Origin of the sequence: Cellulophaga omnivescoria, assembly GCF_001999725.1 — a bacterium.
Classification (GTDB): Bacteria; Bacteroidota; Bacteroidia; order Flavobacteriales; family Flavobacteriaceae; genus Cellulophaga; species Cellulophaga omnivescoria.
This window is the reverse complement of sequence record NZ_MDDP01000010.1, coordinates 75,425-101,474: the sequence shown is the minus strand read 5'-3', so window position 1 is coordinate 101,474 and position 26,050 is coordinate 75,425. Positions and strand designations below refer to the sequence as shown.

The window sequence follows — 26,050 nt, the reverse complement described above, 5'->3', positions numbered from 1 at the left end:
CCATTACAACAAAAATGAAAGACAGTAAACAAAGAAAATACGATGAAGCATACTTGCGTATGGCTCAAGAGTGGGGCAAACTATCCTACTGTAAACGCAAGCAAGTAGGTGCTATTATTGTTAAAGATAGAATGATAATTTCTGACGGATACAATGGTACTCCAACTGGTTTTGAAAACATTTGCGAAGATGAAGAAGGCTATACCAAATGGTATGTGTTACATGCAGAAGCAAATGCAATATCTAAAGTAGCATCCTCTACCCAATCATGTACAGGAGCAACTTTATATATTACGCTATCTCCTTGTAAAGAGTGTAGCAAACTAATTCACCAGTCTGGCATAGTACGTGTGGTATACCAAAATGCATATAAAGATGATTCTGGTTTAAAATTTTTAGAAAAAGCGGGTATAAAATTAACTCATTTACCCTTGTAAAAGTTGCAATGAAAAATAAAATGTATTACATATGGCCTGTTTTAATTGCAGCTGCTTTAGCACTAGGCATTTTACTTGGTGGCAAGTTAAATTTTAACGACTCGCCAGAGCGTCTTTTTACAACAAACTCTAAAAAAGACAAACTCAACAGGCTTATAGACTACATAGATTATGAGTATGTAGACGACGTAAATACAGATAGTATTGTAGATGTTACCGTAAATAATATTTTAGGCAAATTAGACCCACACTCTGTTTATATTCCTAAAAAAGAAATGGCAGAAGTGTCTGAAAGTATGAAAGGTGACTTTGTTGGTATAGGTATTAATTTTTATATGTACCAAGACACTATTTCCGTAATAAAAACCGTAGAAAATGGTCCAAGTTACAACAAAGGAATAAAAGGCGGAGACCGTATTTTAAAAGCAGATGGCAAAGAATTGTTTGGCAAAAATTTACCTAGTGGTAGTGTTGTAGAACAGTTAAAAGGTAAAAGGGGCTCTACAATAGATTTAGAAGTTTACCGCAAAAAAGAAGACCGCACATTTACTGTAACTGTAAAAAGAAATACAATACCATTAAAAAGTGTAGACAGCTATTACATGCTTACCAAAGATATTGGTTACATTAAAGTAAACAGGTTTGCCGAGTCTACCTACAAAGAATTTAAATCTGCCCTAAAAGCTTTACAAAAACAAGGCGCCACAAAACTTACCTTAGATTTAAGAGACAATCCTGGTGGTTACTTGGGTATTGCAGAGCAAATGGCAGATGAGTTTTTAAAAGACGGAAAGCTTATTTTATTTACCAAAAACAAAAAAGGAAAAATAGAAAATGCATACGCCACGGAAAAAGGTAGTTTTGAAGACAAACCCGTTTTTGTTTTAATAAATGAGCGCTCTGCATCTGCAAGCGAAATTGTTGCCGGCGCATTACAAGATAACGATATAGGAACCATAGTTGGCAGACGCTCTTTTGGTAAAGGTTTGGTGCAAAGAGAAATGGATTTGGGAGATGGTTCTGCTGTGCGTTTAACCATATCTAGATACTATACTCCCACTGGAAGATCTATACAACGCGATTATAAAAAAGGTAATGCTGATTATTACCAAGAGTTAATGAAACGTTATGCAAACGGAGAAATGCGTGAAGCAGACAGTATTAAAGTGGCAGACTCATTAAAATATACTACACCTAAAGGTAAAACCGTATATGGTGGTGGAGGTATTATTCCAGATGAATTTGTACCAATTGGAAACAATGAACAAGAAGCTATAATAGATCTAGATAGTTATGGCTTTTTATCCTACTTTACTTTTGAGCACTTAGACAAAGACAGGTCTAAATATGATATGTTTACCCGTGATGAATTTATTAGAGATTTTAAGGTTGATGAAAACCTGTTTGTAGAGTTTATTACCTATGCCAAAAAAAATAATATTTCTTTAGATTTTTATAAGTACGAGGTTAGCTTAAAAAGATATTTAAAAGCCGCTTTGGCAGACCAGCTTTTTGATGCAAATGCGTATGCTAAAATAAAAAGTAAATCTGACCCAATGCTACAAAAAGTACTGGAGCTAGCTAATGAGAGTTTTGAAGATAAAGATTTACCAAATCAAGAAGAAATAGACAACTAGTATTTAGCCCACACAAAGCTCTTTTTTGGTATATTGCATACTATGATGGAGATACTACAAAAGCAGCAAAAGTTCTTTAAGTTGCAACAAACTAAAGACATTACCTACCGTATAAACGCTTTAAAAAAACTTAAGCAAGAAATTACTAAAAAAGAAGCAGATATTTGTAATGCTATTTATGCCGACTTTAAAAAGCCTAAGTTTGAGTCTATGGCAGCAGAAACGCAATTTGTTTTAGCAGAGCTTAACTATACCATTAAAAATATTAAAAAATGGGCTAGACCAAAAAAAGTATCTGGTGCATTATTAAATTTTCCATCATCAGACTGGTTGTATAAAGAGCCTTACGGCACTGTACTTATTGTTGCTCCTTGGAACTATCCTTTTCAACTAGCAATTGCACCATTAATTGGCGCTATAGCAGCTGGTAACACTGCGGTAATAAAACCATCAGAAATAACACCCAATACATCAAAAATAATAGCAGAAATAATTGATGCTGTTTTTAAAGACGAATATGTTGCCGTTGTAGAAGGAGGCGTAGAGGTTTCCAAAAATTTGTTAGACCAAAAATGGGATTATATTTTTTTTACAGGAAGTACTAAAGTCGGAAAAATATTTTACCAAAATGCCGCAAAACATTTAACTCCAATTACTTTAGAACTGGGCGGAAAAAACCCTGCTATTGTAGATACTACCGCAAACATAAAACTAGCCGCTAAACGTATTGTTTGGGGTAAATTTTTAAATGCCGGACAAACCTGTATTGCTACAGACTACATTTTAGTGCATAAAGATGTAAAAGATAAGTTAGTAGCTGCTTTGCAGCAAAGCATTTTAGACTCTTACGGAAAAAACATAGAAGAATCTAAAGACTATGCCCGAACGGTTAGTAAAAATCATTTTAATAATCTTACTGAATTGTTAGAAGGACAAGAAATTATTTTTGGCGGACAAACAAATGCCAACGATAATTACATTGCTCCTACGCTTGTTAATGAGCCTAGTGAAGATAGTAAATTAATGCAAGAAGAAATTTTTGGTCCTATTTTACCAATTATTGCATATACTACAGAAAAAGATATAGAAAGGTACATAATGCGATATGGCAAGCCATTGGCAACATATGTATTCTCTACTAATAGAAAATTTCAGCAAAAAATAATAAACAAATACAGTTTTGGAGGCGGTGCAATTAACGACACTGTTATACATATAACCAATAAAAAACTACCGTTTGGTGGCGTAGGTTCTAGTGGTATTGGCGCCTATCATGGTAAAACTTCTTTTGATACTTTTACGCACCAAAAAGCAATTATAAAAAGAGCCAATTGGTTAGAGGCTCCTTTGAGGTATCCGCCGTATAATTTACCGCTAAAATTAGTAGAAAGAGTAAAGCATTTATTTTAAATAAAAAAGGAGGCAATATTTAATTGCCTCCTTTTTTATTTAAAATAATTAGTTTATGTTTAGAACTGGTATCTAATACCTAACGCTATATCTAAATCTAAATCATCAGAATAGTCATCATTAAATCCTAATTCTGGTCTCATATCTAGAGATAAAATTAAAGGAAAATCAAAATTATACTCTATACCTATATCTCCAGCAACTAAGGCAAAAGTACCATCATTGTCACCTGCATCAAAAGATCCTATACCTGCACCAGCACCAACAAACCAGTTAAAATTACCATCTAAAGGCATTACCCATTGGTACAAACCTACTAGTTTAAAAGCATCTACATCATTAGAATCTCTCCATCCTAAATCAAATTCTAATCTGTTATTTTCTCCTAAATGACGTTGGTATGATATTTCTCCACCAAAACCATCATTATCACCAATACGTAATCCTATAGCGTTGTCTGCAATAGATTGCGCTTGTAAACTACATACAGTAAGAGCTAAAATTGAAAATAAACTTAATATCTTTTTCATTGTTTTATGTTTTAATTATTAAATATACGGTGTTACCACCAAAAAAAGACAACGCTAACGTTGTCTTTTTGTACTAAAATTATGTTAATTTTAGTTATTCGTTGTCGTCTACAGCATCATCTATCTCGTCTCCAACTTCCTCTACTCCTTCTTCAATTCCGTCTCCAACTTCTTCTACGCCATCTTCAATTTTTTCTCCTGTAGTTTTAGTGTCTCTACAACTAGTTAATATTGTACCTAGTGCAAATGCAAATACTGCAAAATATGCTATCTTTTTCATTGTTGTTGCTTTTTAAAAATTAATATTCTCGTTTATTTGTGTGAGTTTAGGTGTGCTAAACGTTTCTTTTTCTTCCAGTAATTAATGACACTACAAAAAGTATCAGAAATAAAAAGAATAAAATTTTAGCGATACTGGCAGCACCTGCTGCAATACCTCCAAATCCTAAAACTCCAGCTATTAAAGCTAGAACCACAAAGGTAATTGTCCATCTTAACATAATATTTTTAATTTAAAGGTTAATACTATTTTTTTGCGAATACTTAAATTCTACACTACAAAGATGAAGCTTGTTTAGAGATCTTGTTAACACAATCAATGCAATTCTTAACTCATTTAAAAACAAGCAAATAAATGCAATTATATATATAATAGGTATACTATTTTATTATTAGCATATGAGTTAATAATCTATTTAAAAGAGCAAAGCTAACTTGGTTGTTATAGGTAGTTTTGTGTAGAACAATTAAACATAAAGAGTAGATATTCTATTTTTTAACAGTTAAACTAAACCCCACAAACCTTATGAATTATTTAAACATTAGCGACAACAAATTAGTGCCTGTAGTAGGCGAATTAAATATGTTATTAGCAGACTATAGTGTGTACTACCAAAAATTAAGAAGTTTTCATTGGAATGTTTTAGGTCAAAACTTTTTTGATTTACATGAAAAATTTGAAGAATTATACACAGATGCCAGAGTAAAAATTGATGAAATAGCAGAAAGAGTTTTAACATTAAGGTACCACCCAGTAAGCAACTTTAGCAAGTATTTAAAAATCTCTTCTGTAAAAGAAGTTACTCCTTTAATTACTGATAAAGAAATGGTTGCCGAAATTTTAAGCGATCATCAAAAAATATTAAAGCAGATGAAAATTACTATTGAAGCTGCAGAAGAAGCCGGAGATGAAGGTACTATTGATATGATGGGTTCTTACATTGCAGATTTAGAGAAATCTAGTTGGATGTTAGACGCTTGGCGCAAAAACACAGAAGACCAATTAAAAATTAGAGCCAAAGAGCTTACCTCATAAGGCAAATTGTTTAACCACAACTATTAACCTTATAAATTACACCACATGAACGACAAAATACAAGCTTCTTTTATAGATATATATGATAAAATTGAAGGTTGGGTAACTACATTAATAGAAAATTTGCCTAACATAATAGTAGCCATTATTGTAATGGTAATTTCCTATTATGCTGCACGTTTTGTAAACAAATGGGTAGTTAAACTAGCTTCTAAACGTATACCACAAGACAGCATATCTAACCTTATTGGGCGTATTAGCGCAACTGCAGTAGTATTGCTTGGTTTATTTTTAGCTCTAGGCGCAATGGACCTAAGCAAAACATTAAATACACTACTTGCTGGTGCCGGTATTTCTGGTTTAGTTATTGGTTTAGCCTTACAAGGAACTTTATCTAACCTCTTATCTGGTGTGGTTTTATCGTTTAGAAAAAAGATAGAAATAGGAAACTGGATAGAAACAAATGGTTATTCTGGTGAGGTAATGGATATTAACTTAAACAGTTTAGTACTTAAAGAGTTTGATAACAATTTGGTAGTTATACCTAATAAAACCATAATAGAAAATCCGTTTAAAAACTATTCACTTACCACACGTATGAGAATTGTAGTTTCTTGCGGTGTTGGCTACGAGTCTAATTTAGAACAAGTACAAAAGTTAACTAAAGAAGCTGTTGCTGGTTTATATAAGGATGACGACGACTCTGAAATAGAATTTTACTTTACAGAATTTGGAGATAGCTCTATTAATTTTATTTGTAGATTTTGGGTAGATGCACAGAATGCTAAAAATAAACTAGATGCCAAAAGTGTAGCTATAAAAGCCATAAAATCTAAGTTTGACGCCAATGACATTAACATACCATTCCCTATTAGAACATTAGAATTTAATAATAAACTAAATATAAATTCACCTGAAAAAGGTTCATAAAATAAAACACAAAATACAAACAAGCTTATTGTTGTTGAGTAGCTTATTATTCAACGTTTATTTGTTTGGTTTGTGGTGATGAAAAAGGCTTCTTTTAAATAAGAGGTCTTTTTCTTTTTTAATAATTAGTACAGATTTCATAATAAATTCATAAATACAAAAAGAGTATCTGTGTACTTGCTATATTTGTATTTATACTTATGATAAAGACAAGTAAACTTCAATTTTCATATTCATCAGAAAACAGCTTTAGTTTTCCAGATATTTCATTGCCGCAAGGAGAACACCTGCTTATATTGGGTTCATCTGGTGTTGGTAAAACTACCCTTTTGCATTTATTAGCGGGTTTACTACCTTCAAGTTCTGGTAGTATTACTATTGGCAGCACAGAACTCCAAAAGTTATCAAGAAAAAAACTAGATGCTTTTAGAGGTAGAGAAATGGGCATTATTTTTCAGAACGACTATTTTATAAATGCACTTTCTGTTAGTGAAAACCTAAAATTACGTCTTTATTTTCCGGACAAAAAGAAAGATACCACTAGAGTAAAAGAATTAGCAGAAAGACTAGGAATAAGCAATTTATTACACAAAAAAGTTACTGCATTAAGTGAAGGCCAACGCCAACGCTTGTCTATTGCTCTTGCATTAGTAAATAAGCCAAACATAATTTTTGCAGATGAACCTACTGCTAGTTTAGATGATGAAAACTGTGAAAAGGTGGTTACTTTACTAAAGGAAGAAGCTAGTAATAGCAATGCAAATTTGCTAATAATTACCCATGACCAAAGAGTAAAAACAATGTTCAAAAACCATTTGTATTTATGAATCTTGTAAAGCTCAGTTTTAAAAATTTAATTTCTAAGCCACTTAATGCTTTACTAAGCTTACTGCTTTTAGTATTAAGTATAGCCTTGGTTACCTTTATGTTGCAATTAAGTGCACAAGTAAAAGGCAATTTAGATAAAAATATAAAACCGGTAGACCTAGTTGTGGGTGCAAAAGGAAGTCCATTACAGCTAGTGCTTTCATCAGTATTACATATTGATGCTCCTACAGGAAATATTAAATTAAAAGATGCCGAAAAACTAAGAAAAAGTAGACTTGTAAAAACAGCTATTCCTGTTTCTTATGGAGACAATTATAAAGGCGTACGTATTTTAGGAACAGAAACTAGTTACCTAAAATTATATAATGCTGAGTTAGCAACGGGTGAGTTGTTTACTAAATCACAGCAAGTAGTTTTAGGCAATTCAACAGCAAAAAAATTACAATTAAAATTAGGTGATACTTTTTTAAGTTCACACGGTTTAGCAGACCAAAATTTAGAAGAACACCACGGACATCCGTTTACTGTGGTTGGCATTTTAAAATCAACTGGCAGTGTGGTAGACAATTTAATAATTACAAATTTAGAAAGTATTTGGGATGTACATAGCCACGCTGATAAGCATAGTGATGATGAACACCACCATTATGAAGAAGATTTAGAGGTAACATCTCTGTTAATACAATTTAGCAACCCAATGGCAATGATGCAGTTACCAAGGTACATTAATGACAAAACCAATATGCAAGCTGCTTTACCATCTTTAGAAATTAACCGTTTGGTAAAATTATTAGGAGTTGGAGTGCAAACAATACAGCTTATTGCAATTGCTATTTTATTAGTATCTGGCCTTAGTATTTTTATTAGTCTACTAAAAGCTATTAGAGAGCGTAGACAAGAACTTGCTGTGCTGCGTACTTACGGTGCTACAAGTGCGCAATTATTATGGCTGGTTCTTTTAGAAGGCTTATTTTTAGGGTTAATTGGTTATGTTTTAGGATGGATAATTGGTAGGATTGGTTTATGGACAATAGCTAACTACGCACAAAACAGTTACGGATATACGTTTAGCCTAGCCACACCAACAACGGCAGAAGCATTACTATTGCTAGCCACATTAAGTATTACAATAATAGCATCTGTACTAGCTTCACTATCTATTTTTAAGCTAAACGTTTCTAAAATTTTATCCTCAGAAAAATAAAAGTGCATTTGGAACAATTATTGGATTACTATCTTTGATAAAAAATTACAACTATGATAAAAAAGTTAAGCATTTTATTACTTTTTATAGTCGCTACTCAAGTAACTTCTGCACAAGCCTTATTAGACTGGGAAGATATGATACAAGGTGTTAGCTACACAACACCAGAAGGTGGTGCAGAATTAGGTGAATTTTTAAAGCCAACTTACAGCAAAAAAATGCTAGCCTTAGAAGGACAAGAAATTTCTATTACCGGTTATTTTTTAATTTTAGAAGGACAAAAAGATTCTTTTATGCTGTCTAATAACCCCATGGCATCTTGCTTTTTTTGTGGTAATGGCGGACCAGAAACTATTATAGAGTTGTATTTTGACCAAAGACCTAATTTTTTTATGGACGATTTAATTTCTGTAAAAGGAACTTTAAAGTTAAACAGAGATGATCCGGACCATACATACTACACAATAGAACACGCAAACGGTTTTACTATAAAAATGTAAAAATTACAACATAAACATACACTAGCTCTTTATTTTATTAAAGAGCTTTTTTTATACTCTTTTTCTAAATCAGTTAAAGATTTAATTGCTTGCGTTACTCTCTTTTTTAAATTATTCTGAATTTAGTAGTGGTATTATTTACGCCAATTTCACCACAAACTATGACAACAAAACAGAGTACCATCATAAAAATTAGCATAGCTGCTATTGCCCTGTGTTTACTTACTCTTTTGGGTACTTATTTGTATGCCAAACATAAAATAAATCAACATTTACAATACAACTTACCTAAACATTTAAAAGTAAGCTACAGCGGTATTAACATTAATATATTATTGGGTAATATTACCCTACATGACATTGTATTTATACAGCTTGTTAAAGGCAGTAATAAAACTAAAACATTTGCAAAGGCTAAACAAATTGCCTTAAAAGACATTGGTTATACCAACTTGCTACTACATAACCAATTTAGTGCAGATAAGCTTACTATTAATAGTCCACAATTAACGCAAAACACCTTTTTAGATACTATTACAGCGCGCAATACCACTCCAAAAAAAGGAGTATTTGCCAAGCCAATTAGTATATCAGAATTTAAGACAACAAACGGAGAAATAGCTTTTATTACTAATAAAAAAGATACCGTTGCTAGTGCAGAGCATATTTTTGTTAATTTAAAAGATGTTATTATAAAAACTAAGAGCAGCACAAATTCACTACCTATTACGTACAAAAATAGCACAGTTTCTGCCCAGCAGTTAAAAGCTAATTTAGGGGATTTTGAAACCCTTAAGATTAATAAATTAGATGTTAATAACTATACTTTAAACATTAAAAATCTTCAACTTAAAACCAAATATTCTAAAGAAGAATTATCAAAAAAAATACGCACAGAACGCGACTATTTACATCTTAACATACCTAATGTAAACATAAAAAATTACAACTATGCGTTTAAAAATAAACAGTTTACGTTTGCCGTAGAAAACATCACTATTCATAAACCAAACCTAGAGGTATATAGAGATAAATTAATTGCAGATGATTTTAGCTACAAGCCAATGTATAGCAAAATGCTTAGAGGTATGCCCTTTTATTTGAATATAAAAAACATAGCTATTAATAAAGGCAAAATTACATATCAAGAAAAAATAGAGCAACACATAAAACCAGAAAAACTAACCTTTAAAGACTTAAACGCAACAATAGCTAATTTGCAAAATTACGAAGACAAATCTACTGTTGTACACACAAACTCTTTACTTATGGGCAAAACACCTTTAGAATTAAACTGGAGCTTTAATACCTTAATAAAAACAGATTTTTTTAAGGCCTGGGGAAACTTTAAAAATTTAGATATACCAAGTATAAATCCGTTTTTAAACACCAATTTAAGAGCAACAGCAGAAGGAGATATGCAACAAATGTATTTTACGGTTAGCGGAACAAAACAAAAATCTGCAGGAGATTTAAAAATTAAGTATAACAACTTTAAATTCAAAGTTTTAAAAAAGGACAGATTAGGAGTAAATAAGCTGTTAACCAAATTGGGTAACCTATTAATTAAAAAAGACTCCAAGCAAAACCCTAGTAATTTTAGGTACGGAGAAATAGAGGTTGAACGCAACCCTTCAAAATCGTTTTTTAACTATTTATGGATAAATGTAGAAAACGGACTACTAGATGCTTTAACTGGTAAAGGAGTAAAAGAAGAATAAACACCACATAAAACAAAGTATAACATTAAAAAATAAACAAAATGGGAGTAATTGCAACAGATAATAATAAAATAACACTAATTTATAACTCAGAAAATAGAATAGGCAAACAAACAATTGGCTATGTAAAATCTGCAGAGAAAGAGGTACTTACTATAGACAATTCTAAAACTAAAGTTACAGGTACACAATGGGCAGAAATAGCAGACAAACTAAAAATTAACATTTGTGATTTAATAGACCAAGAACATCCAAATTTTGTAGAAGTTTACGGTGAAGAAAAAGTAGATATTACTACTGATGATTGTATTAAAGTGCTTCAAAATAGCCCAGAAACACTAGCCTACGCTATTTTAATTAATGCAGATAAATTTTATGTAATTAAAACACCGTCAGACGTAGAAAAGCACATCAAAATTAAATCAAACAATAGCAACCAGTAATATAATGAAAAAGCGTAAAACATATAAAAAGAAAAGGTACATAGTTCCACTAACAATAGTAACTATTGTTATAGTGGCACGCCTACTTTTACCTACGCTTGTAAAAAATTATGTAAACAATGTTTTGGCAGAAATACCTGGCTATTATGGCCAAGTTAAAGATATAGACATATCATTAATTAGAGGTGCTTACGTAATTAATGGGTTGTATTTAAATAAAAAAGAAGCTAAGTCTCAGGTGCCTTTTATTGCTGTAGATAAAACTGATATATCTATACAATGGAAAGCACTATTAAATGGTAAAATTGTTAGTGAGTTGTACTTAACTAAGCCTAGTATAATTTATGTTTTTGAAGACCATAAAACTACAGATAGTACAGATATAGAAGATTGGTCTAAGGCTTTAACAGACATTGTACCTATAGACATTAACCACTTAACTATTACCAACGGAAAAGCTGCTTTTGTAGAAATTAATACCAGCCCTAGTATAGATTTACATTTAAGAGACATAAATTTACAAGCAAACAACCTTAGGAACGTTGTACAAAAACAACGTAACCTACCCTCTACTATTACAGCTTCGGCAATATCTATTGGTAACGGAAAATTAAAATTAGATGGCAAAATGGATTTGGTAAAACAAATTCCTGATATGGATATGTCCTTATCACTACAAAATGCAGATGCAACCGCTTTAAACGATTTTACAAATCACTACAGCGGTATAGATTTTAAAGAAGGTAATTTTAATGTTTATAGTGAAATTGCCATTGCCGATGGTTTTTTAACTGGGTATTTTAAGCCCATTTTAAAAGATGCTAAACTTATTAGTAAGGAAGATGGATTTTTTGAAACCCTATGGGAAGGCTTTGTGGGCTTTTTTAAGTTTATTTTAAAAAACCAAAAACAGAATACATTAGCTACCAAGATACCCATTGAGGGTGACTTGAACAACGTAAAAACAAAAATTTTTCCTACGGTAACCAATATTTTTAAAAATGCTTGGATATCTGCTTTTAAAGGTAAAGTAGATAATAATGTTGCATTTAAAGATGCTGAAAAGGGTGCAGATAAAAACAAAGAAAAAAAGAAAAAGAAGTAACTTTATACTAGCAATAATTTAATGTTTTGCGTTAAAAAAGCACTTTTATCTTACTTAATTTTGTTGAACAAGACTTATTAATTTTTTAATTATCACAACAATGAGCAACACTATAACAACAATAAATCCGTTTACCGGAAAAGATATAAAAACATATAGTTTACATACTAAAGATGAAATTGATTCTATTTTATCTACAGGAGAAAAAACTTTTAAAGATTGGAAAAAAACAAGTATTAAAGAACGTACTTCTCTATTAAAAAAATTAGCTAAACAGTTAGAGAAAAAACGCGAAGATTTATCTGCTTTAATGACTGCAGAAATGGGAAAACCCATAGCACAGAGTAGAGCAGAAATAGATAAATGCGTTTGGTTATGCGATTTTTATGCTAAAAACGCAGATAACTTTTTAAGTGATGCCATTATAGATACAGAAGCTCAAGAAAGTTTTATTAGTTATGATCCTATTGGCGGCGTGTTAGCTGTAATGCCTTGGAACTACCCTTTTTGGCAAGTATTTAGGTTTGCCGTACCAACACTAACAGCTGGTAATGTGGGCGTTTTAAAACACGCTGCAAATGTAACTGGTTGTGCATTGGCCATACAAGATTTATTTACAGATGCTGGGTATCCACAGGGTTGTTTTCAAACAATTATAGCAGACCATAAAGCAACAGAAACTGTTATAGAAAGCAGTTTTATACAAGCTGTTAGTGTAACTGGCAGCGAAAAAGCTGGTAAATCTATAGCTAGTATTGCTGGTAAAAACCTAAAAAAATCTGTACTAGAATTGGGTGGTAACAACGCGTGTATCGTATGGGATAATGCAGATTTAGATACGTACATACCAACTATGGTAAAAGCTAGGTTTCAAAACACAGGGCAAAGCTGTATTGCTGCTAAGCGTTTTATTGTTGAAGAGGGAATATATGATGAGTTTTTAGATAGATTTAAAAAAGAAGTTGAATCTTTAAAAGTTGGAAACCCTGAAGAGGATGAAACTTTTATGGCATCTATGGCGCGCAAAGATTTGGCTGAAGAATTAAAAAAACAAGTTGATGAGTCGGTACAAAAAGGAGCAAAAGTAATTTTAGGCAATACGCTTAATGACGCTAATTATGTACCAACCATACTCACAAATGTTACAGAGGATATGCCTGTTTTTAAGGAAGAAACATTTGGACCAGTAGCTGCAATTATAAAGGCAAATAATAAAGAACACAGTTTAGAGCTTGCAAGCAACTCTAGATTTGGATTAGGAGCTATGTTATTTACAGAGGATATAGACGCAGCCAGACAAGCAATAGACCAAATAGAAGATGGTGCTTTTTTTGTAAACGAAATGATAAAATCTGATCCAAGATTACCTTTTGGCGGCACAAAAGCCTCTGGTTACGGCAGAGAATTGTCTAAAGAAGGTATGTTAGAGTTTGTAAACAAAAAGACAGTTTACATTAAATAATATAACTTACAAGACAAAAAAAGCTTCAAACTAATGGGTTTACAAATAGTTTGAAGCTTTTTTTACATTAAAATATTAGTTTACTAATCGCTTAATTTTAGCAGCTAATTTATTAAGGTTTTTTTCATTGTATCCCATAGAAATATATACAACCACTCCATTTTTATCTAACACATAGTTTAGCGGTATTCCTTGCTTTCTATAAGCACTGTAAAACTCATTTTTAGGATCTAAATATACATTAAAGTCTACTCCTCTATCTTTTAATTCTGTCATTTTTTTAACTACAGTAGTGCGGTTTTCTCCAACAGATACTGGTATAAAAACAAAGTTTTTATCTGTATTTGGTTCCAAAATAACTTCTGGTATTTCATAAAACTCTCGTAAACAAGGTACGCACCAAGTTGCCCAAAAATTTAACAATACTACTTTGCCCTTTAAGTCTTTACTTTTTAAAACATCTCCATTTATATCTTCTAGGGCAAAAGCAGCAATAGTATCACCAACTTTAATTTTAGAAGCAGATACCGCTTCTTTTTTTGCAACTTTTACTTCTTTACTTTTAGACTTATTATTAACTAGCTGTTTTTCTTTATTGGCTAACATTTCTTCATCAGAAAAGGTTTCTATTTTCATTACAAAGTTGTTATCCAATCGTTCTTTAAAACGTTTTACAATGGCTTTTTTCTCTTTTTTAGAAACACCGTTATGCATTGCTTTTATCTTATTTTCTTTTTGCAAAACCATAAGATATTCTTCTGTTACTTCTTTGCCTTCGACAATAAAAATCATCTTTGGCTTTGCTATTTTTTTATCTTGTGCAATAGTATTAAATGTACTTCCAAGACATAAAAAAAGTACAGAAACACAAGTGTATTTCTGTACTATATTACATATTTTCTTCATTTTTTACTTTAAAGTTATTTCAATAACACCATCTCTACCCTTAGAACCGTATTTAGCTGTTGCACTTTCATTTTTCAAAACATTTATTACCTCTATATCTTCAGGATCAATCATACCAACATCAAAAGGTTTAGGAACTTCTTGTCCGTTTACAACAAAAAGTACGTTATCCATTGTTGCGTTATTATTTATTCTAAAACCAATTTTCTCTATGACTTTTGATTTTTCTGAAGTAGTTACATAAAAATAAAAAGGATCAATGGCAATTTTATCAACCTCAGTGTATGTTTCCGTTTTATTATCTTTTGTTTTATAAACTGCAGATATACTTGTTAAATTACCCTTAGCATCTCGCTTTATTCTAGTAAAAGACAAATCTACTTTTTCTTTTTTTGCGTCAGCAATATAGCTAGCTAAATCATTTTCTGTTGTTTTAGAGTTTATGTCTATTTTTAAAAGTTTAAAACTTTCATTACCCTCTTTTTTAGAAAATGTAAAGCTATTAGATTGCGCATTTATACTTAAGCTTAACAGGCAAAATACTGCTGTTAAAATAGATGTAGTCATCACAATTTTTACTGATTTCATTTGTTGTAACATAACTGTTCGTTTTTAATTGATTAAAGATTGATTTTTATTTTTTTGTTGTAATTTCTACCACACCATTTTCTCCTTTTTTACCAAACCTATCTATAGCAGATTGATTCTTAAAGATATTTATATGCTCAATATTTTCAGGAATTAACAGATTCATATCAAAAGAACTTGGCATTACCTCGCCATTTACAATTATTAATGGTTTTTTACTTGTTAAATAAGAATTTTCAGGTGTTTTGGCTTCACGTATTGGCGTAGTCATAGAAACAGGAGTAATAGAAGTTTGTACATTATCTTCTATTTGAAAATTAAATGTGTTAGACACTTTAGCCTGTTGTTCTTTTGATTGCTTTTCTTTGGGTTGCGCAATAACAGTTTTAGCTTGTTTTTTAGGCTTGGTTACTACAGTTTTAACAGAATCTTTTACACTTACAGTTTCACTATTTTCTGTAACTGTTATTTTAGGAACCTCATTAACTAAGTCATTAGAAACAGGTTTAGATTGTGCAATAGTTTCTGTATTAAAAACAACAACGGCACAAAACAACATTGGTATTACCAATCCCATTTTTAGTATGCTTTCTTTTCTAGACTTGCTTTTGTTAAGCATTACAATGCGTTTTTTAACTAATGAATTAAAAAATGTATTGGTAACCGTTAAAGATGCCATACTATGTACAGACTGTTGCAATAACAAATACTGGTATTCTTTTTTATTTTGATGAGATACAATTGCATCATCTACAAGGTACTCTAAGTTTACAGAAACCATTTTTTTGTACCACCATGCAAACGGGTTTGCCCATTGCAATACACATAACAAATGTGTAAGTAACATATCTAGAGAGTGTTTTTGCTTAGCGTGTAACTCTTCGTGCTTAATAATTGTTTTAAGCTCATTTGCCGTGTGTAAACTTGGATTGTAAACTATGTAATTAAAAAATGAAAATGCGCTGGTATCCGCAGTAACCTCAACCATTTTATATTTACCTACTCTTGTGCTTGTTCCTTTATTAATTAAACTAAATAAAGATGCTAGTTGCATTAAAAATCTACCTAAGAAAAATAAGCAACCCGCAGCATAGGCAATTAAAATTACCAACCACCAATTTATATTTTCTACTGATGACTGATTGACAACTATATTGGTTAATTTATTAAAATCTACAACAGGAGTATTTACAAAAACTACCTTGGTTATAATTAAAAAAGGAAATGCCATTGCTACAAATATACCCGCTAGCAAAAACCATCTATTCGCTTTAAAAAATGTTTCGTTACGTAAAAACACCTGAAAACAAATAGAAAACAAGGCTATAACCAAACTACTTTTAGCAATAAAAATTAAATACTCCATTATTTATTGTTTTCTATATGGTTAATAATCTCTTTTAGTTCATCTACGCTAATTTTATCTTCATTAACAAAGTTGGATACCAGATTTTTGTAAGAGTTGCTATAAAAGTCTGTAATTGCCCTACTCATAAATCCTTTTCTGTACACCTCTTTCTCTACTATTGGGTAATATTGATGAGTATTGCCGTATGCAGTATGACTAACATATCCTTTTTCCTCCAAATTTCTAATTATAGTAGATAGCGTATTGTAATGTGGTTTATCTTCCTTAAATTCTGCCAAGACATCTTTAACAAAAGCTTTTTCTAGCTTCCACAAAATTTTAAGTACTTCTTCCTCTTTATTTGTTAACTTTTTCATATTGTATCTATTACAACTAATTTTATCACACATCAAACTTAAACCTAAAATTTTAGTTATGCAACTATTTTTATAGTTAACAAACTAAAAAAACAGTTTTAAACACTTAAAAACGAATAAAGGCTACTCTTATTAGGAGTAGCCTTTACTTTATAAACTAATACTATTGCTAGTATAAAACTACCAAATACGGACTCTTTCTTCTGGAGTTACATACATTTTATCACCTTCTTTAATATCAAAAGCTTCATAAAACGCATCAATATTTAATAAAGGTTGTACCGCTCTAATCATACCAGGAGAATGCGGATCTGTTTTTACTTGGTTACGTAATGCCTCATCTCTAGACTTAGTTCTCCAAACAGTAGCCCAAGACATAAAGAAACGTTGTTCTGCTGTAAAACCATCAATATCTTCTGGTCTTCCAGTTTCTTCAAATAACAATTGTAAACCATCATAAGCACCTAAAACACCACCTAAATCACCAATATTTTCACCCAAAGTAAATTTACCGTTTACATAAACACTGTCTAATACCTCTAAATTGCTATACTGTGCAGCTAAAGCATTGCCTCTTTCTGTAAAAGCAGCTAAATCTTCATCTGTCCACCAGTTTTTAAGATTACCCTCTGCGTCAAAACGCGCTCCACTATCATCAAAAGCATGAGATATTTCATGACCAATTACAGCACCAATACCACCATAGTTAACAGCATCATCTGCAGTATAGTTGTAAAAAGGAGGTTGTAAAATTGCAGCAGGAAAAACAATCTCGTTGTTCATTGGATTAAAGTAAGCATTAACCGTTTGCGGAGACATTCCCCACTCGCTCTTATCTACTGGCTCACCAATTTCTGCAAAATTCTTATCTCTACCCCATTTACCTACAGCTGTCATATTATCAAAATAAGACTTATCTGCGGCTACTTCCATAGCAGAATAATCTTCCCATTTATCTGGGTATGCAATTTTTACGGTAAACTTGTCTAATTTTTCAATTGCTTTAACCTTAGTATCCTCGCTCATCCAATCCAATTTCTTAATTCGGTTTTTATAAGCGGTAATTACATTAGTAATCATTTTTTCTGCCTTGACTTTAGCTTCTGGCGGAAATTTAGCATCTACATATAATTTACCTAAAGCCTCACCCACTGTACCGTTTACAGTTGCTAAAGCACGCTCGTCTGCTGGACGTTGTTTTTTAGCACCTCTTAAATACTTACTGTAAAACTCCCAACTAGCAGTTTCTGTAGCCGTAGTTAACCTACCAGCAGCACCGTTAAAAGTATCCCATTTTACAAGAGTTTTTAAATCTTCAATAGGCGTGTTTTTTAATAATTTATCTAATGCAGCTGTATACTTTAGTTGTGTTACCAAAATTGTATCAAACTCTTTAGTCATTCCCAAATCTGCAATCATTTTTTTAACATCTAAAGAAGATAGCATCGCATCTGCCTCTGCTACTGTTCTAGGATTATTAAAGTTTCTTGCATCACGACTTTCTACTTTATCTAAACGTGGCTCTGCTAATTTAGTTTCTAAAGCTAAAATAGTTACAGCCGCTTTGTCTGCATCTTCTTTAGAATCTCCTAACATTTGCAACATTTTAGAAACGTACTTTTTATACTGTTCTCTTATTTCTTTAGACTTACTATCTTGTTCTAAATAATAGTCTCGGTCTGGTAAACCAAGGCCAGCACCACCCATATAAACAGCATTCATTGCAGAGTTGTTTAAATCTGCACGTACACTAAACCCAATAAACGGAGAAGAAACCGCTGGATTTTTGGCTAAAACTGTTTGTAAATCTGCTAAGTTTTTAACTTCTTCAATAGCTTTTAGAGCTGGTTCTATAGGAGTTAATCCTGCCTTATTTCTAGCAACCGTATCTAATTTAGTTTCAAAAATAGCTAATGCTTTTGCTTGGTCTGTGTCTGCACCGTACTTACCACTTTCTTTTGCTTCTGCAATTATTTCTAAAACATCTGCATCTGTAGACTGGCGTAGTACAGAAAAACCACCCCAACTAGATCTGTCATCCGGAATTTCTGTATTTTTCATCCAACTACCATTAACGTAGTTGTAAAAATCTTGTTTAGGATCCACATTGGTATCCATATTCTCTAGTACAATACCAGGAATTTTTACTACTTCTTTAGTTTCAGTTTCTGTTGCTGCAGTTTCTTTTTTACCATCTTTACAAGAAGTGACCGCTAAAGCACCAACCAAACCTACCATTAGTAGTGATTTGTTAGTAATTTTCATTTTTTTGTTTTTAAGAGTTAATTAGTCTTTAAATGCTAACCAAGTTTGCATCTACACAAAAATAGCAAAAAGATAAAATAAAGTTGTGTTTGATATGTTAATTACATTTTTACAACCCAAACATTAAGGTTAAATAAAAAAATTGGAAATATTTTTAGCAATACATAGCACTAAACAAGTATTAATTATCCCTAAAAAACAGTATTTTTACTGTTTACTGAAGAAACGGTATTAGGCTTATGAAGAATGAAAATATAAAAAATGTGTTTAAAGATGGTGCAATATCTAGTGCTTTTATAGCTGAAGCTATTGCCAAACACCAAAGTAAAACACAAATTGGCGCACATAATATATTTTTAGGCCAAGTAAGGCAAGATAAGATTGATGACAATACTGTAAAAGCAATAGAATACACTGCTTATGAAGAAATGGCTAATCTTAAATTTCACGAAATAAAAGAAACTACTTTTTCTAAGTTTGATATTACTTGTATGCACATTTACCACAGTAAAGGTATTGTAAACATTGGCGAAATATGTTTGTTTGTGTTTGTATCTGCTCCGCACAGGCAAGTTGTTTTTGATGCACTTAATTATGTGGTAGAAGAAATTAAAGCACAAGTACCTGTTTTTGGAAAAGAAATTTTTGAAGACAGCTCTTATCAATGGAAAGTAAATAAATAACAATGGTAGATATTACACAAAAAGCAATTACGTTAAGAACTGCAATTGCACAAGCTGTTGTTAAAGTAAGTAAACAGGCTACCATAGATGCTATTAACAACAAAACTGTTCCTAAAGGAGATGTATTTGCGATGAGCAAAGCTGCGGGTTTACTTGGTGTTAAAAAAACACCAGATTTATTACCAGATTGCCACCCTTTACCAATAGAATATACAGACATTAGCTACCAAATTAATGGTTTAGAAATTACCATTATAATTACTGTAAAAACAAACTATAAAACTGGTGTAGAAGTAGAAGCTATGCACGGGGCAAGTATTGTTGCATTAAATATGTATGATATGCTAAAACCTATAGACAAGAGTATAGAAATACACCACATAAGGCTTTTAAAGAAAACTGGGGGCAAATCTGATATTACTAACGCGTAAATTATTACCTACTACAATTTACATGTAATTAACTTTATAGGTTTTGCATTTTTAATATAATAGACTAATTTTAGTAACTCGCATACTGCGTGTATTACAATTCTCTAAATATATTAGTTATGAATAATCTTAAACGGGTAATTGTAGATTTTAAAAAACTTACTCCCGAAGTCTTAAAATTATTGGTAGAGCGTTATCCGGCAGGATATGGCGATAATGATATTATTGTTTTTAAAAACGCAAAAAACGAAACCATTGAAGCTGTAGAAGTATTAACTAACGATACTAAATACCTTGTGAAAATTAGTGCCAAGTTAGAGCATACTATGGAAAATTATGACGAGGACGACTATGAGGATTTTAATGATGATGACCCCACAGCCATCCCAGACATAACTTTAAAAGCTGATGACGAAGAATAGTTTAATTTGCTAAATTCTTCAACATTGTTTCTGTGGTTTTCTCTAAGTCAAATTCTGCTTTCCAACCCCAATCTTTTTCTGCTGTAGAAGCATCAATACTTTGTGGCCAAGAATCTGCAATTTCTTGTCTAAAATCTACATTATAATCAATTTTAAATTCTGGTATTTGTTTTTGTATACTAGCTGCAATTTCTGTTGGTGTAAAACTCATTGCCGCTAAGTTATATGATGAGCGCTCTTTTATATTTTCTGCTTCAGTTTCCATAATAGATACAGTAGCTCTAATAGCATCATCCATAAACATCATTGGTAATTTTGTATTTTCAGACAAAAAGCAAGTATAAGCCTTGCTCTCCAGTGCTTTATGGTAAATTTCTACGGCATAATCTGTAGTACCACCACCTGGCTGGGTTTTCCAACTAATTAAACCTGGGTAACGTAAACTGCGTACATCTACCCCATATTTATTAAAATAATAACTACACCAACGCTCACCAGATTGTTTACTAATACCGTAAACCGTACTTGGTTCCATTATAGTATTTTGTGGTGTGTTTTCCTTAGGAGTATTTGGTCCAAAAACAGCAATGCTAGATGGCCAAAATATTTTATTTATTTTTTTGTCTTTTGCTAAATTTAATACGTTAAAAAGAGATCCCATATTTAAATCCCAAGCACGCATAGGAAATTTTTCTGCAGTAGCACTTAGCATTGCAGCCATTAAATATACTTCCTCTATCTCATAATGCATCACAACATTTTCTATAGCTTTATAATCGGTTGCATCTAAAAGCTCAAAAGGCCCACTAGACATAAGATCCTCACCGCCTTCTCTAATATCACTAGCAACTACATTATCTTTACCATGTTTTTCTCTTAAAGCTAAAGTAAGCTCTGTACCTATTTGCCCACAGGCACCTATAATTAAGATAGATTTTTGCACAATAATTGGTGTTCTAAAGTTAGGCTACAAAGATATATTTATTAAATTAACTTTAGTGGTAATTACATATTTACTACTTATTTAACTAAATTTATAAATGAATTGAAAGTGAACAAACTTCTTATCTTATTCTTTTTTTATACTTTCGTCTTATGAAGAGATTTTTCCTTTTTTTAATTGTAATTTTTAGTCTAGTTTCTTGCACAAATACCAAGAAAGAAGTCATAAAAGAAGAGCAAATTATAGATGAAATTACTTTTAACGCTAAAAAACTGCCAAAAAAGATAAAACTAGATTCAAAAGTAGTTCCGGTTTTAGAAAATTGGCAAGAGTATAAAGATTTTAATACAGCTATAGATGGTTTGTACAAAGCAGAGAATGATGAAGATTTACGTTTAACCTTAGACCAAATTATAGAGGCTCAAAAAAAGTTAGAAAAATCTGTTTATCCTGAAGAATTTAACAAACCACATATTAAAAGCAGACAAACTGTAGTTAAAACCTACACCTTAAAAACTAAGGCTGCAATAGAATATAGTTTAAATGTATTAGAGCCAGCATCTGAGCTAATTAATGCATATAATAGTTTTAGAAACCAGTTTAATATTATTGCAAACAATACATTAGACACTAATTTAATTTTAGAAAATGAATAAGATTTTTCTTTTACTATGCCTGTTAGTTGCATCATTGCAAGTAACTGCACAAAAAGCAGAAATTAATACTGTTGTAGATGCTTGGCATAAGGCTGCCGCAGATGCTAATTTTGATACTTACTTTGGCTTAATGACAAAAGACGGCATTTTTATTGGAACAGACGCAACTGAAAATTGGCAAAACAAAGATTTTAGAGCTTTTGCTAAACCGTATTTTGACAAAGGAAAGGCGTGGAGTTTTACGGCTCTAGAACGCAATATATACATAGATACATCTAAAAAAATTGCTTGGTTTGATGAGTTACTAGATACCCAAATGGAAATTTGCCGTGGTTCTGGTGTTCTTAAAAAAGTAAAAGGAAAATGGAAAATAGCGCATTATGTTTTATCTATTGCTATACCAAATGATAATGTTAGTAAGGTGGTTGAACTTAAAAAAGATAAAGACCTAGAGCTAAAAAAGCAATTAAAACAAAAATAAAAGCTATAAAAATATAAGACAATAAAAAAGGAGTGCTGTTAGCACTCCTTTTTTATTCTATAATGGTACTATTATTTTTTAGGCGCCTCTACATCTGCCTTTCTTGCCTCAATAGCTTGCTTGCTTAAACTAGCCAAGTTAAAGTTAGGCGCAATTGCTAATGCTTGATTAATTAATGCCAAAGCAACATCTGGCTTAGACTGGTCATTGTTATACTCAATTAATGCTTTTAAATGTAAAAAAGCTGCTTTAATAGGTACTTCATAAGGTTGTTGTCTTTCATAAAAAGCATATTTCATATCATCTTTAGCGTTAGCCAAACCATACTCAATATTAACTAAAGCACCTGCCTTGTCTCCTGTTTGTATTTTTAAATCTGCTAACTCATACGCTAAAAAAGTATTAGGTGTTCTTTTGTTTAAAATTTCAAACTGGGCTATAGCTCTTTTTACATCTCCTAACGCTTTTAAGGCTAAAGCTCTTACTTGTACAGCAAGGTTAGAGTCACTGTCTTTTGTATCTACACCAATTACGCGCAATGCTTGCATATTTTGGTTACTGTTTACGTATAAAAATGCCAAAGTATCTTTACGTGCCTCACTAGGCTCCAAAACATTTAGGTGCGTAATAGCGTTAATTATACCTTGCGTATCTCCTTGAGACTTCATTTGTTTGTAAAACGCTTTGTAGTGCGTTAGTAAGTCGCTCTTATTTTGTGCCCCCATACTTACCGTAAAAAGCAACACAACTGCAATAATTATCTGTTTCATTCTCATATTTTTAGTGCGTCAAAACTATAAAAATTATTCAAGTAAACACTAAAAAAACATACAAGGAAGGTTATAATACAAAAAAAGCCCTCTAAAGAGGGCTTATAGGTTAAATTTGATAATAAGATTTGGGATCTTTTTATATCATTTTTATGAAAAAGGCCAGATTTGGGAAAAAAGGCGTTTTATATCGTTTGTGTAATTTTTAAATTTTAGATTTTTTACAATCCTTATTTCTTAATTACAGTGTAAAGATATGGCGAACCTTAAAAGTCTGGCAATTTATGTTGTGAACTTGCTCTATTCTGTTGTATAAAAAATAAGCGGTTCATTTTCTTCGATAAAGTGCGCTTTTCTAGATAAATAGTAATTTATTTACGCTAACATTTAGTACTCGTCTAAATGCTCTGGGTATAAAAAGTTGTTGTAAGGAAAACGCGTTACATGTATGTCTCTAACCTCATCATAAACCCTTTTTCTAAACGTATCTAAATTTTCATTATTTAATGCAGATATAAACAAAGCCCTATCGCCTACTTTCTGCATCCACGTTTTTTTCCACTCTTCTAATGTAAAATGTATTTTGGTTTTTTCGGTTACCAAATCATCATCATCTATAGTCTCATGCGTAAACTGATCTATTTTATTAAAAACAATAATAGTTTTTTTATCATCAGCCTTAATTTCCTCTAATATTTTATGTACCGATGCAATGTGGTCCTCAAAATTAGGGTGAGATATATCTACAATATGCAATAACAAATCTGCCTCTCTAACTTCATCCAAAGTACTTTTAAAACTTTCTACAAGTTGCGTTGGTAATTTTCTAATAAACCCAACAGTATCACTTAATAAAAAAGGTAAATTTCCTAATACAACCTTACGCACAGTAGTATCTAAAGTTGCAAATAATTTGTCTTCTGCAAAAACTTCACTTTTACTTACCACGTTCATTAAGGTAGACTTGCCCACGTTTGTATACCCAACCAGGGCAACCCTAACTAAAGCACCACGGTTACCACGTTGGGTTTCCATTTGCCTATCTATTTTAGAAAGTTTCTTTTTAAGTAACGTAATACGGTCACGTACAATACGCCTATCTGTTTCTATTTCTGTTTCACCAGGACCGCGCATACCAATACCACCTTTTTGACGCTCTAAGTGTGTCCACAAACCTGTTAATCTTGGTAAAAGATACTCATACTGTGCTAACTCTACCTGAGTTCTAGAATAACTAGTTTGGGCACGTTGCGCAAAAATATCTAAGATAAGTGTTGTTCTATCTACTATTTTACATTTTAAATGGCGCTCTATATTACGCTGCTGGCCAGGTGTTAGCTCATCATCAAAAATAACAGAACCTATTTTATGCTCCTCTACGTACTGTGCAACCTCATCCATTTTACCACTACCTATATATGTTTTAGGGTTGGGCTTATCTATTTTTTGTACAAAACGCTTATAAACTTCTCCTCCGGCAGTGTAGGTTAAAAACTCTAGTTCATCTAAATATTCTTTTACCTTTTGCTCTGTTTGTGTGCTACTTATAACTCCTATAAGTACCGCTCTTTCATATTCTACGACTTTCTTCTCTAGCATATGTTTAATTTATAATGCAAATCTAATCAATACTTGCTAAGCTATTTTTGTATTTTAGCATCTAATATTAAAAAGTAAACACTTTTTTTACTACTTTAAAATAATAAAATAAGATTAATTTGGTAACAATTGCCTTTTACAATTTAGAAAATCTGTTTGATACTATTGATGACCCCACAACTTTAGATGATGACTTTACTCCTAAAGGAGAAAAAAGGTGGACAAATAATAGGTACAAAAAAAAGGTTTTTAAACTCACTAAAACCATTTCTGAAATAGGAACTCACAATACAGATGAGCCTCCTGTACTTGTTGGAATTGCAGAGGTAGAAAATGAAAATGTAGTTAAAGATCTTGTAGGTAATAGTAATTTAGAAAATATAAATTATGAGTATGTGCATTATGATTCTCCTGATGAACGCGGCATAGACACTGCACTTATTTATAACAAAGATTATTTTACGGTATTATATTCTGAGCCTATACATGTACATATTATTAATACCAATGGCGAGGTAGATAATACTAGAGACATACTTTATGTACACGGCATATTAAATGACGAAGAAGTACACGTTTTTGTAAATCATTGGCCCTCTAAAAGAGAAGGAAAAATTTCTACAGATTACAAAAGAATTGAAGCTGCCAAGGTATTAATTAGCTACATGGCTAAAATTGAAGAAAAATATCCTAACCCTAACTATATTATTATGGGCGATTTTAATGATAGTCCTAAGTCTGATAGTATAAAAACTTTAATGGATACAAATAAGTTTTACAACCCTAGTGAACATTTATTAACTTTTGAGAAAGGAAGTGCCAGCTACAAGAGAAAATGGAGCTTATTTGACCAGATTATTATTTCCCATAGTTTTTTAAATTATGAAAAAGGTACACATAGCTTTTTAGAGGCTAATATTTTTGATGAGCACTTTTTAACTGAGTTTGATGGCAAGTTTAAAGGCACACCGTTTAGAACATATGTTGGCCGTAAATACGTTGGTGGTTACAGTGATCATTTTCCTGTTTTTATACAGCTTAAGTACAATAAGTAACCAC

Annotated in this window: 29 protein-coding genes; 18 read left to right on the top strand and 11 right to left on the bottom strand. The window is 31.7% G+C overall.

The window, feature by feature from the left end; translation table 11 throughout:
- The first annotated feature begins 14 nt into the window (after window positions 1-14).
- From BFJ87_RS05515 to BFJ87_RS05505, 3 genes are read left to right on the top strand one after another with little or no spacing between them, the layout of a single operon-like run.
- Window positions 15-437: a deoxycytidylate deaminase gene (locus tag BFJ87_RS05515; protein ID WP_034646463.1), complete on the top strand. Its 423-nt coding sequence runs from the start codon at window positions 15-17 to the stop codon at window positions 435-437.
- 8 nt (window positions 438-445) lie between these two features.
- Window positions 446-2,074, top strand: coding sequence for a S41 family peptidase (locus BFJ87_RS05510; RefSeq protein WP_077401115.1), 1,629 nt, complete (start codon window positions 446-448; stop codon window positions 2,072-2,074).
- Window positions 2,075-2,116: 42 nt separating this feature from the next.
- Complete coding sequence (locus BFJ87_RS05505) at window positions 2,117-3,484, top strand: aldehyde dehydrogenase (protein WP_077401113.1); 1,368 nt, start codon at window positions 2,117-2,119, stop codon at window positions 3,482-3,484.
- A gap of 59 nt (window positions 3,485-3,543) precedes the next feature.
- On the opposite strand, the gene BFJ87_RS05500 is transcribed toward BFJ87_RS05505, so the two are convergent.
- From BFJ87_RS05500 to BFJ87_RS05490, 3 genes are all read right to left on the bottom strand, one after another.
- Window positions 3,544-4,014: a hypothetical protein gene (locus BFJ87_RS05500; RefSeq protein WP_077401111.1), complete on the bottom strand. Its 471-nt coding sequence runs from the start codon at window positions 4,012-4,014 to the stop codon at window positions 3,544-3,546.
- 94 nt (window positions 4,015-4,108) lie between these two features.
- Window positions 4,109-4,294 carry a hypothetical protein gene (locus tag BFJ87_RS05495; protein ID WP_077401108.1) on the bottom strand — a complete coding sequence of 62 codons (186 nt, stop codon included), beginning with the start codon at window positions 4,292-4,294 and terminating at the stop codon, window positions 4,109-4,111.
- A gap of 55 nt (window positions 4,295-4,349) precedes the next feature.
- Window positions 4,350-4,514: a DUF1328 family protein gene (locus tag BFJ87_RS05490; protein ID WP_013621161.1), complete on the bottom strand. Its 165-nt coding sequence runs from the start codon at window positions 4,512-4,514 to the stop codon at window positions 4,350-4,352.
- Between the two features lie 305 nt (window positions 4,515-4,819).
- Here BFJ87_RS05490 and BFJ87_RS05485 point away from each other — a divergent pair, with 305 nt between their 5' ends.
- The 9 genes from BFJ87_RS05485 to BFJ87_RS05445 all read left to right on the top strand — a co-directional run bounded on the left by BFJ87_RS05485 (window position 4,820) and on the right by BFJ87_RS05445 (window position 13,522).
- Complete coding sequence (locus BFJ87_RS05485) at window positions 4,820-5,329, top strand: Dps family protein (RefSeq protein WP_077401105.1); 510 nt, start codon at window positions 4,820-4,822, stop codon at window positions 5,327-5,329.
- A 45-nt stretch (window positions 5,330-5,374) separates the two neighbouring features.
- Window positions 5,375-6,259 carry a mechanosensitive ion channel family protein gene (locus BFJ87_RS05480; protein WP_077401102.1) on the top strand — a complete coding sequence of 295 codons (885 nt, stop codon included), beginning with the start codon at window positions 5,375-5,377 and terminating at the stop codon, window positions 6,257-6,259.
- 200 nt (window positions 6,260-6,459) lie between these two features.
- A complete protein-coding gene (locus BFJ87_RS05475; RefSeq protein ID WP_245799592.1) occupies window positions 6,460-7,086 on the top strand; it encodes an ABC transporter ATP-binding protein in 627 nt (208 codons plus the stop codon).
- Window positions 7,083-8,291: an ABC transporter permease gene (locus BFJ87_RS05470; protein ID WP_077401096.1), complete on the top strand. Its 1,209-nt coding sequence runs from the start codon at window positions 7,083-7,085 to the stop codon at window positions 8,289-8,291. The genes BFJ87_RS05475 and BFJ87_RS05470 overlap by 4 nt, the downstream gene beginning before the upstream one ends.
- Before the next feature lie 53 nt (window positions 8,292-8,344).
- Window positions 8,345-8,791, top strand: coding sequence for a hypothetical protein (locus BFJ87_RS05465; protein WP_077401093.1), 447 nt, complete (start codon window positions 8,345-8,347; stop codon window positions 8,789-8,791).
- A 161-nt stretch (window positions 8,792-8,952) separates the two neighbouring features.
- Complete coding sequence (locus tag BFJ87_RS05460; protein WP_139344213.1) at window positions 8,953-10,512, top strand: DUF748 domain-containing protein; 1,560 nt, start codon at window positions 8,953-8,955, stop codon at window positions 10,510-10,512.
- 41 nt (window positions 10,513-10,553) lie between these two features.
- Window positions 10,554-10,955, top strand: a complete 402-nt coding sequence (locus tag BFJ87_RS05455) for a hypothetical protein (RefSeq protein WP_077401088.1) — start codon at window positions 10,554-10,556, stop codon at window positions 10,953-10,955.
- Window positions 10,956-10,959: 4 nt separating this feature from the next.
- Window positions 10,960-12,060: an AsmA family protein gene (locus BFJ87_RS05450; RefSeq protein WP_077401085.1), complete on the top strand. Its 1,101-nt coding sequence runs from the start codon at window positions 10,960-10,962 to the stop codon at window positions 12,058-12,060.
- Between the two features lie 100 nt (window positions 12,061-12,160).
- Window positions 12,161-13,522, top strand: a complete 1,362-nt coding sequence (locus tag BFJ87_RS05445) for an NAD-dependent succinate-semialdehyde dehydrogenase (protein WP_077401082.1) — start codon at window positions 12,161-12,163, stop codon at window positions 13,520-13,522.
- Window positions 13,523-13,597: 75 nt separating this feature from the next.
- On the opposite strand, the gene BFJ87_RS17115 is transcribed toward BFJ87_RS05445, so the two are convergent.
- The 5 genes from BFJ87_RS17115 to BFJ87_RS05420 form a co-directional block, all read right to left on the bottom strand.
- A complete protein-coding gene (locus BFJ87_RS17115; protein WP_077401079.1) occupies window positions 13,598-14,428 on the bottom strand; it encodes a TlpA family protein disulfide reductase in 831 nt (276 codons plus the stop codon).
- Window positions 14,429-14,431: 3 nt separating this feature from the next.
- Window positions 14,432-15,016, bottom strand: coding sequence for a TonB-dependent receptor plug domain-containing protein (locus tag BFJ87_RS05435; RefSeq protein WP_171974471.1), 585 nt, complete (start codon window positions 15,014-15,016; stop codon window positions 14,432-14,434).
- Between the two features lie 46 nt (window positions 15,017-15,062).
- Complete coding sequence (locus BFJ87_RS05430) at window positions 15,063-16,382, bottom strand: M56 family metallopeptidase (RefSeq protein ID WP_077401074.1); 1,320 nt, start codon at window positions 16,380-16,382, stop codon at window positions 15,063-15,065.
- Window positions 16,382-16,741, bottom strand: a complete 360-nt coding sequence (locus tag BFJ87_RS05425) for a BlaI/MecI/CopY family transcriptional regulator (RefSeq protein WP_077401071.1) — start codon at window positions 16,739-16,741, stop codon at window positions 16,382-16,384. Before BFJ87_RS05425 ends, BFJ87_RS05430 begins: the two co-directional genes overlap by 1 nt.
- Window positions 16,742-16,921: 180 nt before the next feature.
- The gene (locus tag BFJ87_RS05420) at window positions 16,922-19,006 is read right to left on the bottom strand and encodes a M13 family metallopeptidase (RefSeq protein ID WP_077401068.1); all 2,085 of its coding nucleotides are present in this window, start codon (window positions 19,004-19,006) and stop codon (window positions 16,922-16,924) included.
- A 239-nt stretch (window positions 19,007-19,245) separates the two neighbouring features.
- On the opposite strand from BFJ87_RS05420, the gene BFJ87_RS05415 reads away from it, so the two are divergent.
- The 3 genes from BFJ87_RS05415 (at window position 19,246) to BFJ87_RS05405 (ending at window position 20,542) form a co-directional block, all read left to right on the top strand.
- On the top strand, window positions 19,246-19,689 hold the full coding sequence (locus BFJ87_RS05415) for a molybdenum cofactor biosynthesis protein MoaE (RefSeq protein WP_171974470.1): 444 nt from the start codon (window positions 19,246-19,248) through the stop codon (window positions 19,687-19,689).
- 2 nt (window positions 19,690-19,691) lie between these two features.
- Window positions 19,692-20,120, top strand: a complete 429-nt coding sequence (gene moaC, locus BFJ87_RS05410; protein ID WP_077401065.1) for a cyclic pyranopterin monophosphate synthase MoaC — start codon at window positions 19,692-19,694, stop codon at window positions 20,118-20,120.
- 119 nt (window positions 20,121-20,239) lie between these two features.
- Entirely contained in the window at window positions 20,240-20,542 is a 303-nt protein-coding gene (locus BFJ87_RS05405; RefSeq protein WP_077401063.1) for a hypothetical protein, read from the top strand.
- Window position 20,543: 1 nt separating this feature from the next.
- Here BFJ87_RS05405 and BFJ87_RS05400 read toward each other — a convergent pair whose 3' ends face one another.
- Window positions 20,544-21,485: an NAD-dependent epimerase/dehydratase family protein gene (locus BFJ87_RS05400; protein ID WP_077401060.1), complete on the bottom strand. Its 942-nt coding sequence runs from the start codon at window positions 21,483-21,485 to the stop codon at window positions 20,544-20,546.
- A gap of 152 nt (window positions 21,486-21,637) precedes the next feature.
- Between BFJ87_RS05400 and BFJ87_RS05395 the strand changes: the two genes are divergently transcribed.
- Both BFJ87_RS05395 and BFJ87_RS05390 read left to right on the top strand, forming a co-directional pair.
- Window positions 21,638-22,141, top strand: coding sequence for a hypothetical protein (locus BFJ87_RS05395; RefSeq protein WP_077401058.1), 504 nt, complete (start codon window positions 21,638-21,640; stop codon window positions 22,139-22,141).
- Window positions 22,134-22,622 carry a nuclear transport factor 2 family protein gene (locus BFJ87_RS05390; protein WP_077401055.1) on the top strand — a complete coding sequence of 163 codons (489 nt, stop codon included), beginning with the start codon at window positions 22,134-22,136 and terminating at the stop codon, window positions 22,620-22,622. Before BFJ87_RS05395 ends, BFJ87_RS05390 begins: the two co-directional genes overlap by 8 nt.
- A 71-nt stretch (window positions 22,623-22,693) precedes the next feature.
- Here BFJ87_RS05390 and BFJ87_RS05385 read toward each other — a convergent pair whose 3' ends face one another.
- The gene (locus BFJ87_RS05385; RefSeq protein WP_077401052.1) at window positions 22,694-23,392 is read right to left on the bottom strand and encodes a hypothetical protein; all 699 of its coding nucleotides are present in this window, start codon (window positions 23,390-23,392) and stop codon (window positions 22,694-22,696) included.
- A gap of 387 nt (window positions 23,393-23,779) precedes the next feature.
- Window positions 23,780-24,991, bottom strand: a complete 1,212-nt coding sequence (gene hflX, locus BFJ87_RS05380; protein WP_077401049.1) for a GTPase HflX — start codon at window positions 24,989-24,991, stop codon at window positions 23,780-23,782.
- A 119-nt stretch (window positions 24,992-25,110) separates the two neighbouring features.
- On the opposite strand from hflX, the gene BFJ87_RS05375 reads away from it, so the two are divergent.
- On the top strand, window positions 25,111-26,046 hold the full coding sequence (locus BFJ87_RS05375; protein ID WP_077401046.1) for an endonuclease/exonuclease/phosphatase family protein: 936 nt from the start codon (window positions 25,111-25,113) through the stop codon (window positions 26,044-26,046).
- Window positions 26,047-26,050 lie beyond the last annotated feature (4 nt).

Bases quoted from the DNA above. Each gene is read 5' to 3' on its own strand.
- BFJ87_RS05515 (WP_034646463.1), top strand. From the start codon at position 15: ATGAAAGACAGTAAACAAAGAAAATACGATGAAGCATACTTGCGTATG.
- BFJ87_RS05510 (WP_077401115.1), top strand. From the start codon at position 446: ATGAAAAATAAAATGTATTACATATGGCCTGTTTTAATTGCAGCTGCT.
- BFJ87_RS05505 (WP_077401113.1), top strand. From the start codon at position 2,117: ATGATGGAGATACTACAAAAGCAGCAAAAGTTCTTTAAGTTGCAACAA.
- BFJ87_RS05500 (WP_077401111.1), bottom strand. From the start codon at position 4,014: ATGAAAAAGATATTAAGTTTATTTTCAATTTTAGCTCTTACTGTATGT.
- BFJ87_RS05495 (WP_077401108.1), bottom strand. From the start codon at position 4,294: ATGAAAAAGATAGCATATTTTGCAGTATTTGCATTTGCACTAGGTACA.
- BFJ87_RS05490 (WP_013621161.1), bottom strand. From the start codon at position 4,514: ATGTTAAGATGGACAATTACCTTTGTGGTTCTAGCTTTAATAGCTGGA.
- BFJ87_RS05485 (WP_077401105.1), top strand. From the start codon at position 4,820: ATGAATTATTTAAACATTAGCGACAACAAATTAGTGCCTGTAGTAGGC.
- BFJ87_RS05480 (WP_077401102.1), top strand. From the start codon at position 5,375: ATGAACGACAAAATACAAGCTTCTTTTATAGATATATATGATAAAATT.
- BFJ87_RS05475 (WP_245799592.1), top strand. From the start codon at position 6,460: ATGATAAAGACAAGTAAACTTCAATTTTCATATTCATCAGAAAACAGC.
- BFJ87_RS05470 (WP_077401096.1), top strand. From the start codon at position 7,083: ATGAATCTTGTAAAGCTCAGTTTTAAAAATTTAATTTCTAAGCCACTT.
- BFJ87_RS05465 (WP_077401093.1), top strand. From the start codon at position 8,345: ATGATAAAAAAGTTAAGCATTTTATTACTTTTTATAGTCGCTACTCAA.
- BFJ87_RS05460 (WP_139344213.1), top strand. From the start codon at position 8,953: ATGACAACAAAACAGAGTACCATCATAAAAATTAGCATAGCTGCTATT.
- BFJ87_RS05455 (WP_077401088.1), top strand. From the start codon at position 10,554: ATGGGAGTAATTGCAACAGATAATAATAAAATAACACTAATTTATAAC.
- BFJ87_RS05450 (WP_077401085.1), top strand. From the start codon at position 10,960: ATGAAAAAGCGTAAAACATATAAAAAGAAAAGGTACATAGTTCCACTA.
- BFJ87_RS05445 (WP_077401082.1), top strand. From the start codon at position 12,161: ATGAGCAACACTATAACAACAATAAATCCGTTTACCGGAAAAGATATA.
- BFJ87_RS17115 (WP_077401079.1), bottom strand. From the start codon at position 14,428: ATGAAGAAAATATGTAATATAGTACAGAAATACACTTGTGTTTCTGTA.
- BFJ87_RS05435 (WP_171974471.1), bottom strand. From the start codon at position 15,016: ATGAAATCAGTAAAAATTGTGATGACTACATCTATTTTAACAGCAGTA.
- BFJ87_RS05430 (WP_077401074.1), bottom strand. From the start codon at position 16,382: ATGGAGTATTTAATTTTTATTGCTAAAAGTAGTTTGGTTATAGCCTTG.
- BFJ87_RS05425 (WP_077401071.1), bottom strand. From the start codon at position 16,741: ATGAAAAAGTTAACAAATAAAGAGGAAGAAGTACTTAAAATTTTGTGG.
- BFJ87_RS05420 (WP_077401068.1), bottom strand. From the start codon at position 19,006: ATGAAAATTACTAACAAATCACTACTAATGGTAGGTTTGGTTGGTGCT.
- BFJ87_RS05415 (WP_171974470.1), top strand. From the start codon at position 19,246: ATGAAGAATGAAAATATAAAAAATGTGTTTAAAGATGGTGCAATATCT.
- moaC (WP_077401065.1), top strand. From the start codon at position 19,692: ATGGTAGATATTACACAAAAAGCAATTACGTTAAGAACTGCAATTGCA.
- BFJ87_RS05405 (WP_077401063.1), top strand. From the start codon at position 20,240: ATGAATAATCTTAAACGGGTAATTGTAGATTTTAAAAAACTTACTCCC.
- BFJ87_RS05395 (WP_077401058.1), top strand. From the start codon at position 21,638: ATGAAGAGATTTTTCCTTTTTTTAATTGTAATTTTTAGTCTAGTTTCT.
- BFJ87_RS05390 (WP_077401055.1), top strand. From the start codon at position 22,134: ATGAATAAGATTTTTCTTTTACTATGCCTGTTAGTTGCATCATTGCAA.
- BFJ87_RS05385 (WP_077401052.1), bottom strand. From the start codon at position 23,392: ATGAAACAGATAATTATTGCAGTTGTGTTGCTTTTTACGGTAAGTATG.
- hflX (WP_077401049.1), bottom strand. From the start codon at position 24,991: ATGCTAGAGAAGAAAGTCGTAGAATATGAAAGAGCGGTACTTATAGGA.